The sequence below is a fragment of the Rhizorhabdus histidinilytica genome (assembly GCF_900167915.1).
GTDB classification, from domain to species: domain Bacteria; phylum Pseudomonadota; class Alphaproteobacteria; order Sphingomonadales; family Sphingomonadaceae; genus Rhizorhabdus; species Rhizorhabdus histidinilytica.
Map to the genome: position 1 here is coordinate 108,795 of NZ_FUYM01000004.1, position 14,099 is coordinate 122,893.

At 67.4% G+C, this 14,099-nt stretch carries 11 protein-coding genes; 7 read left to right on the forward strand and 4 right to left on the reverse strand.

What is annotated here, in order from left to right; genetic code table 11:
- The first annotated feature begins 76 nt into the window (after window positions 1–76).
- Together B5X82_RS10050 and B5X82_RS10055 are read left to right on the forward strand one after the other, a co-directional pair.
- Window positions 77–862 (forward strand): lysozyme inhibitor LprI family protein, encoded by a 786-nt coding sequence (locus tag B5X82_RS10050; RefSeq protein ID WP_079648030.1) that lies wholly within the window; start codon window positions 77–79, stop codon window positions 860–862.
- A complete protein-coding gene (locus tag B5X82_RS10055; RefSeq protein ID WP_079648031.1) occupies window positions 859–1,653 on the forward strand; it encodes a metallophosphoesterase in 795 nt (264 codons plus the stop codon). The genes B5X82_RS10050 and B5X82_RS10055 overlap by 4 nt, the downstream gene beginning before the upstream one ends.
- Window position 1,654: 1 nt before the next feature.
- Here B5X82_RS10055 and B5X82_RS26765 read toward each other — a convergent pair whose 3' ends face one another.
- A complete protein-coding gene (locus B5X82_RS26765; RefSeq protein WP_176152524.1) occupies window positions 1,655–1,798 on the reverse strand; it encodes a hypothetical protein in 144 nt (47 codons plus the stop codon).
- Between the two features lie 374 nt (window positions 1,799–2,172).
- Between B5X82_RS26765 and B5X82_RS10065 the strand changes: the two genes are divergently transcribed.
- Together B5X82_RS10065 and B5X82_RS10070 are read left to right on the forward strand one after the other, a co-directional pair.
- A complete protein-coding gene (locus B5X82_RS10065; protein ID WP_079648033.1) occupies window positions 2,173–4,449 on the forward strand; it encodes a glycosyltransferase in 2,277 nt (758 codons plus the stop codon).
- Entirely contained in the window at window positions 4,440–5,795 is a 1,356-nt protein-coding gene (locus B5X82_RS10070; protein ID WP_079648034.1) for a UDP-glucose dehydrogenase family protein, read from the forward strand. The genes B5X82_RS10065 and B5X82_RS10070 overlap by 10 nt, the downstream gene beginning before the upstream one ends.
- Here the strand turns inward: B5X82_RS10070 and B5X82_RS10075 are convergent.
- Window positions 5,782–6,702: a glycoside hydrolase family 16 protein gene (locus tag B5X82_RS10075; protein ID WP_235862652.1), complete on the reverse strand. Its 921-nt coding sequence runs from the start codon at window positions 6,700–6,702 to the stop codon at window positions 5,782–5,784. The two genes, B5X82_RS10070 and B5X82_RS10075, sit on opposite strands and share 14 nt — an antisense overlap.
- A gap of 349 nt (window positions 6,703–7,051) precedes the next feature.
- Between B5X82_RS10075 and B5X82_RS10080 the strand changes: the two genes are divergently transcribed.
- The 3 genes from B5X82_RS10080 to B5X82_RS10090 are packed head-to-tail and all read left to right on the forward strand — an operon-like array spanning window position 7,052 to window position 10,598.
- A complete protein-coding gene (locus B5X82_RS10080) occupies window positions 7,052–8,569 on the forward strand; it encodes an exopolysaccharide biosynthesis polyprenyl glycosylphosphotransferase (RefSeq protein WP_079648035.1) in 1,518 nt (505 codons plus the stop codon).
- 36 nt (window positions 8,570–8,605) lie between these two features.
- Window positions 8,606–9,238: a polysaccharide biosynthesis/export family protein gene (locus B5X82_RS10085; RefSeq protein ID WP_079648036.1), complete on the forward strand. Its 633-nt coding sequence runs from the start codon at window positions 8,606–8,608 to the stop codon at window positions 9,236–9,238.
- Window positions 9,239–9,251: 13 nt separating this feature from the next.
- On the forward strand, window positions 9,252–10,598 hold the full coding sequence (locus B5X82_RS10090) for an O-antigen ligase family protein (protein ID WP_079648037.1): 1,347 nt from the start codon (window positions 9,252–9,254) through the stop codon (window positions 10,596–10,598).
- A 34-nt stretch (window positions 10,599–10,632) separates the two neighbouring features.
- On the opposite strand, the gene B5X82_RS10095 is transcribed toward B5X82_RS10090, so the two are convergent.
- Window positions 10,633–11,895, reverse strand: a complete 1,263-nt coding sequence (locus B5X82_RS10095) for an outer membrane beta-barrel protein (protein WP_079648038.1) — start codon at window positions 11,893–11,895, stop codon at window positions 10,633–10,635.
- Between the two features lie 35 nt (window positions 11,896–11,930).
- A complete protein-coding gene (locus B5X82_RS10100; RefSeq protein ID WP_079648039.1) occupies window positions 11,931–14,063 on the reverse strand; it encodes a GumC family protein in 2,133 nt (710 codons plus the stop codon).
- Window positions 14,064–14,099: the final 36 nt, after the last annotated feature.

Consider the following 14,099-nt stretch of genomic DNA (forward strand, 5'->3'; position numbering starts at 1 on the left):
GCCCGCCTTGCGAGGCATTGCGCAGGAAAAGGTGCCGCCGCGCCGTCCGGTGCGAACGCGAAGGAGTATGCGTCCCATGATCGTCGACAGCGCCCCACCGCCCGATCCGGTGCGCCAGCCGCCGGCCCGCCTGCTGCTGGCCGACGTCCGCCACGACATGGCCGCGATCTTCGGCGAGCTCGAAGCCGGAGACGCTCCGCCCCCGCGCACGATCGCGATGGCGGTCAAGGGCGCGACCACTCCCCTGGCGCCCGCCGCCGGGCGGCGGACGGCTGCGGGCCCGCTGCTCGCCGCCGCGGCCGCGGGCCTGCTGATCGGGGTCGCGGGCACCGGTGGCCTGCGCTTTGCCGATCTCCGCGACCAGGTGGCACCGCCGCCCACCCTGGCGCCGGCGACCGGGGTCGCCGAAAACCCGTTCGAACGGCCTCCCCCAGCCATGCCGGCACCACAGGCGATCGCGAAGGCGACGGCGCCTTCGCTTCCATCCGGCAACGACCGTGAGGAAACGCGTGCCGAACGGCAGGAGACCTCCACGCCACCCCGCCCCGCCGCCAGGGAAAGAACGAGGAAGACCACCGAAGCCGCAAGACGGCCCGCCGAATGCGAAGGCGACCGCCTCGAACAGGCCTGGTGCATGCGCTCCGACATATTGGCCGCCGATCGCCGGCTGCGCCGCGCCTATGCCGAAGCCATCCACCAGGGTGTCGAGCGCCGCTTCCTCGTCGAGCATCAGCGTCACTGGACCCGCCTGCGCAACCGCGCCGCGCGCGATCCGAAGGGCGTCCTGGAAGGCTATCGAGAGCTGGCCGGCGACCTCGAGCGCCTGTCGATCCATGGCCGCGCGGCGGATCGCATCCGATGACGGCGGCATCCTATCGCCCGCCCGCGCTGCGCACCGCCGCCACGGCGAAGATCGCCGGACAGCTCGTCTATGCGATCGGCGACATCCACGGCAGCTATTTGTTGCTGCGTGACCTGCTCGCCCGGATCGTCGCCGACGCCGCGGCGACCGCGCGGGGCCGCCGGCCGATCATCATCCTGCTCGGCGACCTGATCGACCGCGGCCCGCATTCGGCGCAGGTGGTCGAGGCGGTGACCTGGCTGCAGCGCCAGCACCGCTTCGAGATGCGCCTGCTGATGGGCAATCACGAGCGGGCGATGATCGCGTTCATCGACCATCCCGCCGAGGCCGGCGAATGGCTGCTGTTCGGTGGCGACGCGACGCTGCGCTGCTACGGGGTCGAGCCGCCGGGCCCTGGTGCGCCGACCGACGCCCTGATCGCCGCGCGCGACGCGCTGCTCCAGCGGATGCCGGCCGCACACCTGCTCTGCCTCCAGCAGGCGTTGCCGATGCTGACGCTGGGCGACTATGTCTTCGTCCATGCCGGTGTCCGACCCGGCCGGCCGCTTACCGAGCAGGAAGAAGTCGACGTGCTGTGGATCGGCGCCGAGTTCACCGCGTCGACCGAGCGGTTCGAGAAGATCGTTGTCCACGGCCATAGCATCGCCGACGAAGTGCAATGGCCCGGCAACCGGATCGGGATCGATACCGGCGCCTATCGCAGCGGGATATTGACCGCGCTCAGGATCGAGGACGATTGGCTGCGCCTGATCCAGACGGGAAGGGAGGACGTGCGTGCCGCCGTCGCCTAGCTCAATGCGTCAGATAGCGGATCGCGAGCCAGGCGCCGCCGAGCACGACCGCCCAGCTGCCGACCGCGAGCACCACGCCGAGGAGCACGCGGACCGCACCGGAAAAGCGAGGCTCGGCTTCGGTGGCAGTGATTGGCTGTTCCATGCGCCGACGCAAATAGGCGCGCAAGCTACGGGCCGGGGAATTGGCCGAACCTACCGAAAGGAATGCGGCGCCGAGGGGCCGTCCCTGGTCGCCCTCTCCGCCCCCCGTCTCGATCTTGTCCGGCGCGCGTTCCACACCAATTGGTGTAAATGCATCTCCAGCCACGAGCAAGCTGCGTTTACCCTTGGAGTAATACTTAGGAGACGGATGAATCCGCTCCAAGCGAATGCCCGGATATTGAGACGGTCGCTTCATTCTTCGCGACGGGCCGAGCCGGAAAGTCTTGGAAAATCGTCATTTTGCACTGCATCATTTCGGCAGGGGGACGATATCCGGCCGCGCAGTGCGGCCGGGACAGCATCACCGGGTGCCCCATGACGAGCCGTACAGCACAGCCGCCGACCGTCAGCATCATCATGGCCTGCTTCAACGCCGCACCCTATCTGCGAGCCTCGGTGTGCTCGGCGCTCGACCAGTCGCTGCGCGAGATCGAGCTGATCATCGTCGACGACGGATCGAACGACGGGTCGGTCGCGATTGGCCAGGAGCTCGCCATGGCGGATCGCCGGGTCCAGTTCCATCGCATGCCCCGCAACGGCGGTCCGGCGGCGGCGCGCAACCATGCGTTGGACCTCGCCTGCGGCCGCTTCGTCGCGATCCTCGACAGCGACGACCTGATGCACCCCGATCGGCTGAGGCGCCTCGTCGCCGTCGCCGATGCGATCGAGGCCGACGTCGTCGCCGACGACCTGGTCGTCTTCGACGATGCCGACCGATCGCCGCCGCAAAGCTTCTTCCGCGGCTCCAGGGCGCGTCGGGGCGAATGGATCACCCTGGCCGACTATTTCCGCGAGACCCGGCTCTATGGCCGGACGCCCAATCTGGGCTTCCTGAAGCCGCTGATCCGACGCGACCTGATCGCCGCCAACGGCATCCGCTACGACGAAAACCTGCGGATCGCCGAGGACGACGATCTGATCGTCCAGCTCCTGCGTGCCGGCGCCCGTTACCGGACGATCCCCGATGCCGGCTATTTCTATCGAAAGCATGGCAGCTCGATCTCGCATCGGCTGTCGCTGGCCGACGTCGAGGCGATGGTGATGGCGGGCGAGCGGCTGGCCGCCGACCTACGCGACGCGCCAGTCGGCATCCGGCGCGCGCTCGCCCGGCGTAACCGCTCGATCCGCGCGGCCCGCGACTTCACCCTGGCGATCGAGGCAATCAAGGCACGCCGCCCCGTCGCGGCGGCCGGGCTGATACTCGGCCATCCCCGATCGATCCCGCTGTTCCGCATGCCGGTCGCGGCCCGGCTCGGCCGGCTGAAAGGGGGCGGACGCGACACCCCGCCCCTTCCTCCTTCCGCCGCCGCCCCAAGGGTCTGCTTCATCAGCAATCAGCGGCTGATCGGCGCCACCAACGGCAGCTCCGCCTATCTGATCGACCTCGCCAAGGCGACCCGCGTCGCGGGCCGCGAACCGCACCTCGTCCAACCATCCCCGGCGATATTCGGCCGCTTGCCCCTCTTTCGGCTGCGGCCGGAAATGGCGGTGTTCGCGAGCCATCACGTTCGCGGCGCCTGGCGGATCGGCGACTGGGTCGTCGCCCGCGATCCGCGCGTCCATCTGAGCGCGGCGGTCGGGGTCGCGCGCCGGATCGCACGACGGATCGGGATAGACGCGCGCTGGACGCTCGACCGGCCGGCACCCTATGCGGTCGCCGCGCGCTGGACCAAGGCGGACCAGCTCTTCGTCACCGGCCACGCCCGCCCTCGCGCCGACATCGTCGTCGCCGACTATATGTTCCAGTCGCGCGCCTTTCCCTTCGTCGCCCGGCCGGGCACGCCGACCGCGATCGTGATGCACGACCTGTTCCACGCCCGCTCGCAAGGCTTCGCCGCGACCGGCGACGGCGACAGCGTGGCCGCGATCGGCCGGGACGCCGAGCTGGCGCTGCTCGGCCGGGGCGATGCTGTGATCGCGATCCAGCAGGCCGAGGCCGCCTTCGTCCGAAGGGAGCTGCCCGACAGCGAGGTGATCCTGGCGCCGATGGCGGCCGAACCGGTCGCGGCGCCCCAGCCGGGCGAGACCGACCGGCTGTTGTTCGTCGGCAGCAACACCGCGCCCAACGTCCACGGCCTGCGCTGGTTCTTCGAGCGGGTATGGCCCGCGATCCGCGCCGCGCGGCCGGCGGCGACGCTGGACGTCGCGGGCTCAGTCGCCGCGGCCTTTTCGCAGGGCGGCCCCGCCGGCGTCCGCTTCCTCGGCCTTGTCGACGACCTCGCACCCCTCTATGCGGGCGCCGGTGTCGTGATCTCACCCCTGATCCAGGGGTCGGGCCTCAAGATCAAGCTGATCGAGGCGCTGGCCCAGGGCAAGGCGACGGTCGCGACCGGTATCACGCTGCAAGGCGTCGAGGAGATTGCCAGCCAAGCGGTCGCAAGGGCCGATGATCCGACCCCGTTCGCCGACGCCGTCATCGGCCTGATGCAGGCCGAGACCGCGCGCGCGACGCTTGCGGCGAAGGCCCTGGAAACCGCGCGAGTCCATTTTTCCGGCGACGCATGCTATCGGGCGTACCGGAACTGGCTTGCGAAAATCACCACCAACCGACTCCCCCAAGTCAGCAACGAGGAGGCAAGATTATGCGCCTGACGATCATCGGTACGGGCTATGTTGGAATCGTCTCGGCGGCTTGTTTCTCCGAATTCGGCCATGTCGTAACCTGCGTCGACATCGATGCGAACCGGATCGCCGAATATAATGCCGGCCATGTCCCGATCTTCGAGCCGGGCCTGGGCGACCTGATCAACCGCAACGTCAAGGGCGACCGCCTGTCCTTCACCACCGACCTCGCCGAAGGGGTCAAGGATGCCGAGGCGGTGTTCATCGCGGTCGGCACCCCCTCGCGCCGCGGCGACGGCCATGCGGACCTCAGCTATGTCTTCGCCGCGGTCCGCGACCTTGCCAAGCTGGTCCCGGAAGGCTGCGTCATCGTCAACAAGTCGACCGTGCCGGTCGGCACTGCGAGCGAGGTCGAAGCGATCCTCGCCGAGGTGGTGCCGGGCAAGACCGTGCATGTCGTCTCCAATCCCGAATTCCTGCGCGAAGGATCGGCGATCGAGGATTTCCTGCGCCCCGACCGCGTCGTCGTCGGCGTGTCGAGCGAGTCCGCGCGCAAGGTGATGGCCGAAATCTACCGCCCGCTGTTCCTGCGCGAGACGCCGATCCTGTTCACCGACTGCCGCACCGCGGAGGTGATCAAATATGCGGCCAACGCCTTCCTGTCGGTGAAGATCGCCTTCATCAACGAGATCGCCGACCTGTGCGAGACGGTCGGCGCCGACGTCAAGGGCGTCGCCAAGGGGATCGGCATGGACCGCCGCATCGGCAACAAATTCCTGAACCCCGGCCCCGGCTATGGCGGCTCCTGCTTCCCGAAGGACACGCTGGCGCTGCTGCGCACCGCCGAGCAGGCCAATGCCAAGCTGCGCATCGTCCAGGCGACCGTCGACGCCAACGACGACCGCAAGAAGGAGATGGCCCGTCGCGTCATCGCCGCCTGCGGCGGCAGCGTCGAGGGCAAGACGATCGGCATCCTCGGCCTGACCTTCAAGCCCAACACGGACGACATGCGCGACGCGCCGAGCCTGGTCGTGATCCCCGAGCTGCAGAAGGCCGGCGCGAAGGTCCGCGCCTATGATCCCGAAGGGCGCCCGGCCGCCGAGAAGATGCTGCCGGATGTCGAGTTCGTCAGCAATGCCTATCAGGCGGTCGAGGACGCCGCCGCGGTGGTGCTGCTGACCGAGTGGAACGAGTTCCGCGCCCTCAACCTCGATCGGGTGCGCGGCCTGCTCCGCAACCCGCTCTTCATCGACCTGCGCAACGTCTACGAGCCCGAGGACATGGCGCGCGCCGGCTTCCACTATATCTCGATCGGCCGCAGCCCGGCCGGACCGAAGGAGGCCGTCGCGCGGCCCGCCGCCGTCACGGCCGCCTGACGGCGCCGCCGGGGCGATCGGCAAACCGCCAGACGCGGATATGGTCGATCTCCATGCGCGCGGGCATCATCGTCCGCGCATCGGGATCGCCAGGCCAGCTTCCGCCGATCGCGAGATTGGCGATCAGGTACATGGGCTGGTTCGCGTCGGCGGTGGTCGGGATCGATGCGGTACGGACGCCGTCGATATAATAATCGAGCGTCTCGGGGGTCCACAGCACGGCGTAGAGGTGGAACCGGTCTGGCGCCCCCGGCATCGTCACCTTGCGGGTGATCGACTTCTGCCGCTTCGAATGCAGGCTCTGGAAAACGATGCCCGGCTTGTCGCCATGTGCCTCGAGGATGTCGATTTCGGGCGGCCAGCCGCCCTTGGCCGGCAATAGCCAGAAGGCAGGCCAGATTCCCTTGCCCCCGGTCCAGCGGGCGCGGATCTCGAAATAGCCATAGGCCTGCTCGAAGCTGCACTTGGTGGTGATCAGCCCCGAGCTGTAGCGCGCCTGGGCCAGTGCGCTGCCGCGGATGTTCGAAGGCTGCTTCGCCAGCGCCCCGTCGAGCTTCGCCTTCACCACCGGTGACAGCGGCCGCGCCACGATCGCCAGCTTGCCGTCGCGCACCTCGAAAGGCTGGACCCCGGCGCCCAGGAAATCGCGGTCGAAATAGATCTGCCGCTCGCGATTGCCGTAGAGGCTGCGGTTCGCGATCGTACCCGTCTTGCCGCAGGTCTTGTAGGCGGTGCGCCAGACATCGTCGCGCAAGGCGCGGCCGTCGAATTCCTCGTTGAAGCTCATCTGCATGGCGAGGCCGGGGGGTGGTCCGGAGCGCGGCGACGAGTCGGGCGCGCCGACGATTGCAAGCGCTGCAACCGAGCTGGCGAATAGCGCAAGGCCGCCAATGACATGGATATGCATCGCCATCTCCTTTTCGCACTGCAACACAATCGGGATGATTTATTTCCGCCTATCGCGCGGATTACACGAAGCTGAACGAAACCCGCCAATTCGACGCCGATTTCCATCAATTCGACGAACAGAGCAATTTCAACGGCAAAACGATTGATATTGCTAAAATTATCCCAAAAAAACTTCAGGATTCAGGGAACAAAATCCCGCTGCGGTGAAAGGTGCCTAATGCACGCCGAATATTCGCGAAAATGTCCTTCTGTCACGTTCCGACGTTGACCCACCTGATGGTGCATTGCAAAGTAATCTTATTGGGGGGCTCATCGAAACTCGCACTTGTGGGTTTAGGGAGCTTTATATGCTTCGTTCAACGATGCACCTCAGGCTCAAGCCTGGGAATGACGTGGACAGCGCGCCGCTTCGTCCGGACGAGATCATCGACGATCCCAGCAAGGCATCGGTCACCGTTCCGCCCGTCCGGCGGAAAGGGTTGTCATTCCACATCGCCCGCGACACGCGGCGCGCCTGCGAATTCGTGGCGCTCGCCGCAGCCCTGATGCTCAGCGCATCGCTGTTTCCCAAATGGATCATCAACGAACCCGTCAGCGTGTTCTGGGGTACGCTGATCTGGCTGACCACCTATGCCGGCCTGTGCGCCATCGGCCCGGACTCGGCGTTCGACTGTCGCACCGACCGGCTCGCGCAGAAGATCGGCTATTGGCTGAAGGCGACCGGCGCGATCATCGTGCTCGCCTTCCTGTCGAAGGACCATCTCGAGCTGTCGCGGCTGTGGATCGCCACCGGCGTGACGCTCGGCGGCGTGGTGATCTACGGCGTGATGGTGGTGTCCGACCAGCTCTCGGAATCGCTCCACCGCAACGGGACGCTGGGCGACCGGCTCGCCATCTACGGCACCGACGGCCGGGTCGAGCATCTGCTCAACATCCTTCAGAACAACGACCGCCGCTTCCAGATCGACAGCATCTATGGGGAAACGCGCGACGTCGACGTCGCCGCCCCCGACCGGATCAAGCTGCGCTGGGGCCTCGACGACCTGATCGCACGGGCCCGCGCCGGCCATATCGACGCGATCCTGCTCAACCTGCCCTGGCACGAGCAGGGCGTGGTCGAGCACGTCATGCGCCGGCTCGAGGAGGTCAATGTCGACGTCATGATCGTGCCGTCGGAGCTGCAGCTCGCCCGCCGGACGATGAGCATCCAGCGCTGCGGCCCGTTCGCGACGATCGCGCTCTACCAGCGTCCGATGCAGGGCATCGGCGCGCTGATGAAGATCGCGCTCGATCGCAGCGTCGCCGCGCTCGCGCTGCTCTTCTTCGGCCCGCTGATGCTGTTCATCGCGGCGGCGATCTGGATCGAATCGCCCGGCCCCGTGCTGTTCCGGCAGAAGCGCCGGGGCATGAACAACGAGCCGTTCACGATGCTCAAATTCCGCAGCATGCACATCGCCGCGACCGATCAGAACGCCGACAAGCTCGTCACCCGTGGGGATTCGCGGGTCACCAAGGTCGGCGCCTTCATCCGCAAGACCAGCCTCGACGAGCTGCCGCAGCTCATCAACATCCTGCGCGGCGACATGTCGCTGGTCGGCCCCCGCCCCCATGCCTATGGCGCCAAGGCGGCGGACCGACTCTATGAGGAGGTGGTGGCGCGCTATCCGGCCCGCCATCGCGTCCTGCCCGGCCTCACCGGCCTCGCGCAGGTGCGCGGCTTCCGCGGCAACACGCTGCGCGAGGAGGACATCATCCGGCGCTTCGACAGCGACCTCGAATATATCGAACGCTGGTCGATCTCGCTCGACCTGGTGATCATCGTCCGCACCGCGATCACCCTGTTCTTCCATAGGGAGGCCTATTGACCCGCCGGTTCGCCCGGCGGGGAAGAGGATTTCGACATGACCGCTTTCGTGACATTCTGCTTTCGCCGCGCGACGACCTGGGCGCTCGCGCTGTTGCTGGTCCTGGGGCTGGCGCTACCCGCCGCTGCGCAGGAGCCCCAGGCACCACCCGCCGCAGCCGCCGCGCAGGGCGCCGGCATATCGGTGCCGCTGGGGACCCCCCTCGCGCCCGGCTATGTGCTGGGCACCGGCGACAAGCTGCGGATCAGCGTGTTCGGCGAGCCCAAGCTCGACGGCGAATATGTCGTCAGCAGCACGGGCATCGTCTCCTTCCCGCTGATCGGCAACATCCCCGCCAGCGGCCAGACCGTCGAGGCGCTCCAGGAGAGCATCCGTTCCAAGCTCGCCGCCGGCTATCTGAAGGACCCGCGGGTGAGCGCCGAAGTGCTCAACTATCGCCCCTTCTACATTTTGGGCGAGATCAACAAGCCGGGCGAATATCCCTTCGTCAACGGCATCACCGTCCAGCAGGCGGTCGCGATGGCGGGCGGGTTCAGCTACCGCGCGAACACCAAGCGCGTGTTCATCAAACGCGCGCTCGACACCACCGAGCGGCCGGTCCAGATCAAGGGCAAGGCGGTGCTGCTGATGCCCGGCGACACGATCCGGGTCGGCGAACGCTTCTTCTAGGGTCGGGTCCCGCGTGAACAGCGCCCCCACCGATCTGGTGATCGCGCGGCTCGCGGCGGTCGAGCGGCCCGCCGACCTCCGCGCCGCGAAGGGCTACGATCAGTTTTTCGGCTTCGCGGCGATCAGCCTGATGCTGTTCGTTCCGCAGCTCAAGTCGCTGACCCCATTGCTGCTGCTCGTCCTGCTCGTCTTCCACTGCGTCTGGCGGCGCGAGGATATCCCCCGCCTGCTGCGCGCATCGAGCCTCTATCTGCTGCTGCCGCTGTTCGCGGCGACCTCCTGGCTCTGGTCGGTCGATCCGCAGGCGAGCCGCTATTACGGCATCCAGTTCCTGATCACCGCGCTGATCGGCTGCATCGTCGGCGCCGGGCTCGACCGCAAGGCGGCGATGCGCGGCGTGTTCCTCGCCTTCGCCGTCTACGCCTTCTCTTCGCTGGTCTTCGGCCGTAGCGTCACCTGGGGCGGCGGCGCGATGGGCAATTCGGCGTTTGCCGGACTCGCCCAGGCCAAGAACACCGCCGGCGATTGCGGCGCCGTCGGCATCATCCTCTCGCTCACGGTGCTGTTCGATGCGATCGAGGAACGGAAACCCTGGCTGGCGCTGTTGGCGCTGGTCGCGATGGGGGTACAGGCCGAGATGCTGGTCGCCTCACGCTCGTCGGGCGCGGTGCTCGCCGTCGGCATCGCGGTGCCGCTGTTCCTGCTGTGGAACGTCTCGCGCCTCTTCTCCAAGCCCGCGCGGGTCGTCACGGGGGTCACCGCGATCCTCGGCATCGCGACCGCGGTGCTGACCCAGCACATCTGGCTGCCGCCGCTGGTCGAGCAGATGTCGCGCGCGATGGGCAAGGACAGCACCCTGACCGGGCGAACCTATCTGTGGGGCCGCGCCGCGGCACTGATCGATGAGAAGCCGTTGCTCGGGGTCGGCTACAATGCGTTCTGGCGCAAGGGCAATCTCGATGCCGAAGGGCTGTGGCGCTATGCGGGCATCACCTCGCGCTCGGGCTTCAACTTCCACAGCACGCCGACCGAGCTGCTCGTCCATCTCGGCTATGCGGGGTTGACGCTCTTCGTCATGGTGTTCGTCGTGCTCTCGATCCTGCTGCTGGTCCGGACGATGATCCGGCCCGACGCGATCATGATCGGATGGTGCACGCTGCTGACCTACGAAGTGGTGCGCATGCCGTTCGAATCGATCGGCACCGGCCCCTTCCACTATACGACCTCGCTGCTCGCCGCGGGGCTGGTCGTCAGCGCCGGATGGCTGGCGCGCGGCTATCGCCCTGCCCCCCTCTCCAACCGGCCCCGCCGCTTCCGGGGCGAGCGCGAGCCCCAGCTCCACACGCCCCGGACGGCCTGAGGAGGCGGCGTGCGCCGCCCCCTCCCCACCGCCGTCAGCGCTTGATCGTCAGCGTGATGAAGATGTTGTTCGAACTGAAACGGATATTCGGGTTCGCCGAGCTGCGCTTCTCGAACGCATAGCCGGCGCGCAATTCCATGAAACGGTTCGGCATGAGGTAGCGGGCGCCGAGCCGCGCCTCATATTCGCGGCTCTTGGGCGACAGCCCCGCCGGGTTGATCCGCGCGTAGCGCATGCCCGCCGACAGGATCAGGTTGCGCAGCAGCTCATGGTCGACGTCGGCGGTGAACTCACTGCGCAGATTGCCCGCCGTGATCTGCGAGCTGGTCTCGTCGACCGCCCGCTCGGCGGTGAATTTGAGGCTGGTCAGCGGCGTGACGTTCCACAATATGTCGGCGCCGTAGGACAGGCCGCTGACGTCGCGCAGCTTGGGATCGGCGTAGTTCTGCTTCATGTAGCCGAGCCGGATATTGCCGTAGATCAGGCTGGTCAGCTCCAGCCCGAGGCCGGCTTCGGCCTTCAGCCCCTTCGAACTGCGGTCGGTCTGGGTGATCGGATCGAACCCCGGATCGCCGGGCCGCAGGTCGTAGGTCCGCTTCTCGCCCTGGACCCGGATGAAGGCGCTGGTCCCCGATCGCAGCCGATAGGCGATCTGCCCGGTGCCGGTGCGGACCTTGAGGTTGCGGAAACTCAGATCGATCGGGTTTCCCAGCGGATCGATCGTGTCCATGTAGCGGATTCGGCGATATTCGCCCTTGCCGAGCAGGACGAAGTCGCCAACCTCCTGCTCCAGCCCGGCCGATCCCGAGAAGCGGTCATATTTCACCCGGGTGCGCGATCCGGAGAAGCTGGCGAGGCTCGACCGGTTCTCCGCATTGCGCTCGGCGCTGCCCGTCAGGCGGATCCGCGTGCGGCGGGTGACGTCGATGACGCCGCGGCCGTTGGCGCCATATTCGCTCGCATCCTCGGTATCGAGCTTGGCGTGGAAGCTGCGGTGGTAATAGGCCTTCACGTCGAAGGCATGGCGCGGCAGGTCGCTGCGCACGCGGATCTCGGGCTCGATCGTGAAGATCGTATCGCCGCGCTTGCCGGATGCGGTGGCGAGGACATTGTCGTCATATTCGGTCCGGCCCGCCACGCTGGGATAGATCAGCAGCGATCCGGCGCGCAGGCCGAGCGCGTCGAACGCCGGCCGGTCGCGGTCTGCCACGCCGACATTGGGCGGAATGTCCTGCGCCTGCACGGCCGAACAGAGCGCCGTGCCCGAAAGCACGGTCAGCAATTGGGGGATTCGCATGTTTCCTCCTCTGGTTGTCCGCCCCCAAGAGCCTGTCAGTTCTGGTAATATCCCTTGAATTTCTTGTGATAGCCGTAGACGTCGCTCTGCCCGGTGCTGGCGTAGCGGCGGATGTCGACCTGGGTCAGCGCCAGTCCGGCGATATTCGCATTGGCGTCGACCAGCAGCTCGATCGCCGCCTCCGCCGCGTTGATCGACGTCTTGCGCCAGCGCGTGATGACGAGGACGCTGTCGACCGACGAGGCTACCGCGCGGGCATCGGCGACGCCCAGGATCGGAGCGGTGTCGACGACGACGAACTCGAAGCGCTCGCGCAGCTGGCGGAGCAGCTTGTCGAGATTGGCGGGGGTCAGCGGGTCATAGGCGCTCGGCTGCGCTTCGGGAGTGCCGAGGATGTGGAGCCCGGTCGCCTCGTCGATCACCAGCGCGTCGTCGAGCCGCGCCTCGCCCGACAGCACCTCGATCAGGCCGACCCGCGGCCGGATGCCCAGCATCTCGCTCGATCCGCGGCGGCGAAGGTCGCAATCGACCAGCACCGTGCTCGTTCCGGCCAGCGCCGCGGTGCGCGCCAGGCAAACCGAGGTCGTGGTCTTGCCCTCCTGCGGCAGCGGCGAGGTGATTGCCAGCGTCCGGGCGCGGCTGCGCAGCGCCACGAAGGCGCGCAGGCTGCGCAGCGATTCCGCGAAGGAGGAGAAGGGGTGCGAGATGATATAGTCCTGCGGCGTCTCGGTCTCGCGCAGACCGCCCAGGGTCGAACCCAGGCTTGGGACCGCGCCGGCGTAGCGGACGCGCAGCCGCCGCTCGACGTCGGCCTTGGTCTGAACCCCACGCTGAAAATATTCGGCGAGCGCGACTGCAACCAGCCCGCCGAGCAGCGCACCGACGATGCCGAACAGAATAGCGAGCTTGATGTTCGGCGAGTCCGGAAGCAGCGGTACGGCGCCGAGCGCCGAGATGCGCGCGTCGGGCTGCTGCAACCCTTCCTGCGCGGCGGTCTCCTTCGACCGGTTGAGGAAGGCCTCGTAGATCTGCTTGCTCGCCTCGGCGCGGCGTTCGAGTTCGAGATAGCCCACCTGTGCCGCGCTGTTCGAGGCAAGCGATCCCTTGGCCTGGGACTGACTGCCCTGAAGCGAAGCGAGCCGTGACGAGGCGACGCGGACATCGGCCTCGAGACTGGAGAGGATGCGATCGATCTCCTGCTGGATCTGGGCACGGATGTCCGCCAGCTGGCTCTTGGCGGTCTTTACCTCGGGATAGAGCTCTCCATAGCGGGTTTCCAGCTGTGCGAGCTGCTGGCTCGCCTCCGCCTCGCGGGCGCGCAGGCTGGCGACGGTGCCAGATCCGAGCGCCGCGCCGACGTCGGCCCCCTTGCCGCCGCGCTGGAGCTGGGCACGGGCGGCGTTGAAGCGGCCTTGCTTCTCGGCGAGGTCGGCACGGGCGAGCGATATCTGCTGGTTGAGCGAGGATACCTCCTGCTCGGCCATGGTCGCGCCCTGCGCGCTCATCAGCCCGTTGCGGATCTTGTAGTTCTGGAGCGCGGCGTCGGCCGCCCCGGCAGCGGCGCGCAGCTCGGTCATGCGGCGGTTGAGCCAGACATTGGCCGAGCGGGTGGCGCCGACCTTGGCGTCGGTCTGCGCGGCGACATATTGGCGGGCGAAGGTATTGGCGATCGCGGCGGCCATGTCGGAGCGGTCCGAACTGGCGGTGATGTCGATGACATAGGTCAGCCCCGACCGGGCGACCGCCACCTTGCGGAGGAGCAGCGCCGCCGTATGGGCCAGTTCGGCCTCGGTCCGAATCGGCCCGACGTCATAGCCCTGCCGGCTGAGGTCGGTCGCGACCCGCATCGCCAGGGTCGGCGAGGTGATCATCCGCACCTCGGTGTCGACGACGTCACTGTCCTTGGGCAGGTTCGGGACGACCGACTGCACCTCGATGACGTCGTTGGTGCGCGGCTCGATCACCACGCTGGCGGTGCTGGTGTAGATCGGCACCATCATCACGGTCCGCAACGCCACCGCCGCGAGGATCAGGAAGGCGACGCCCAGGAACAGCCAGAGATGGCGCCTGAAGATCATCCACAGATAGCCCGGGTCCGGCAGCAGCCCTTTCAGGCGCCCGCCCTCGGGCCGGGCGTCCGCCGTGGGGAATTCCTGCACATGGTCCATGATCGATTATCAACCTCCGATTTGACCTGCCAAAAG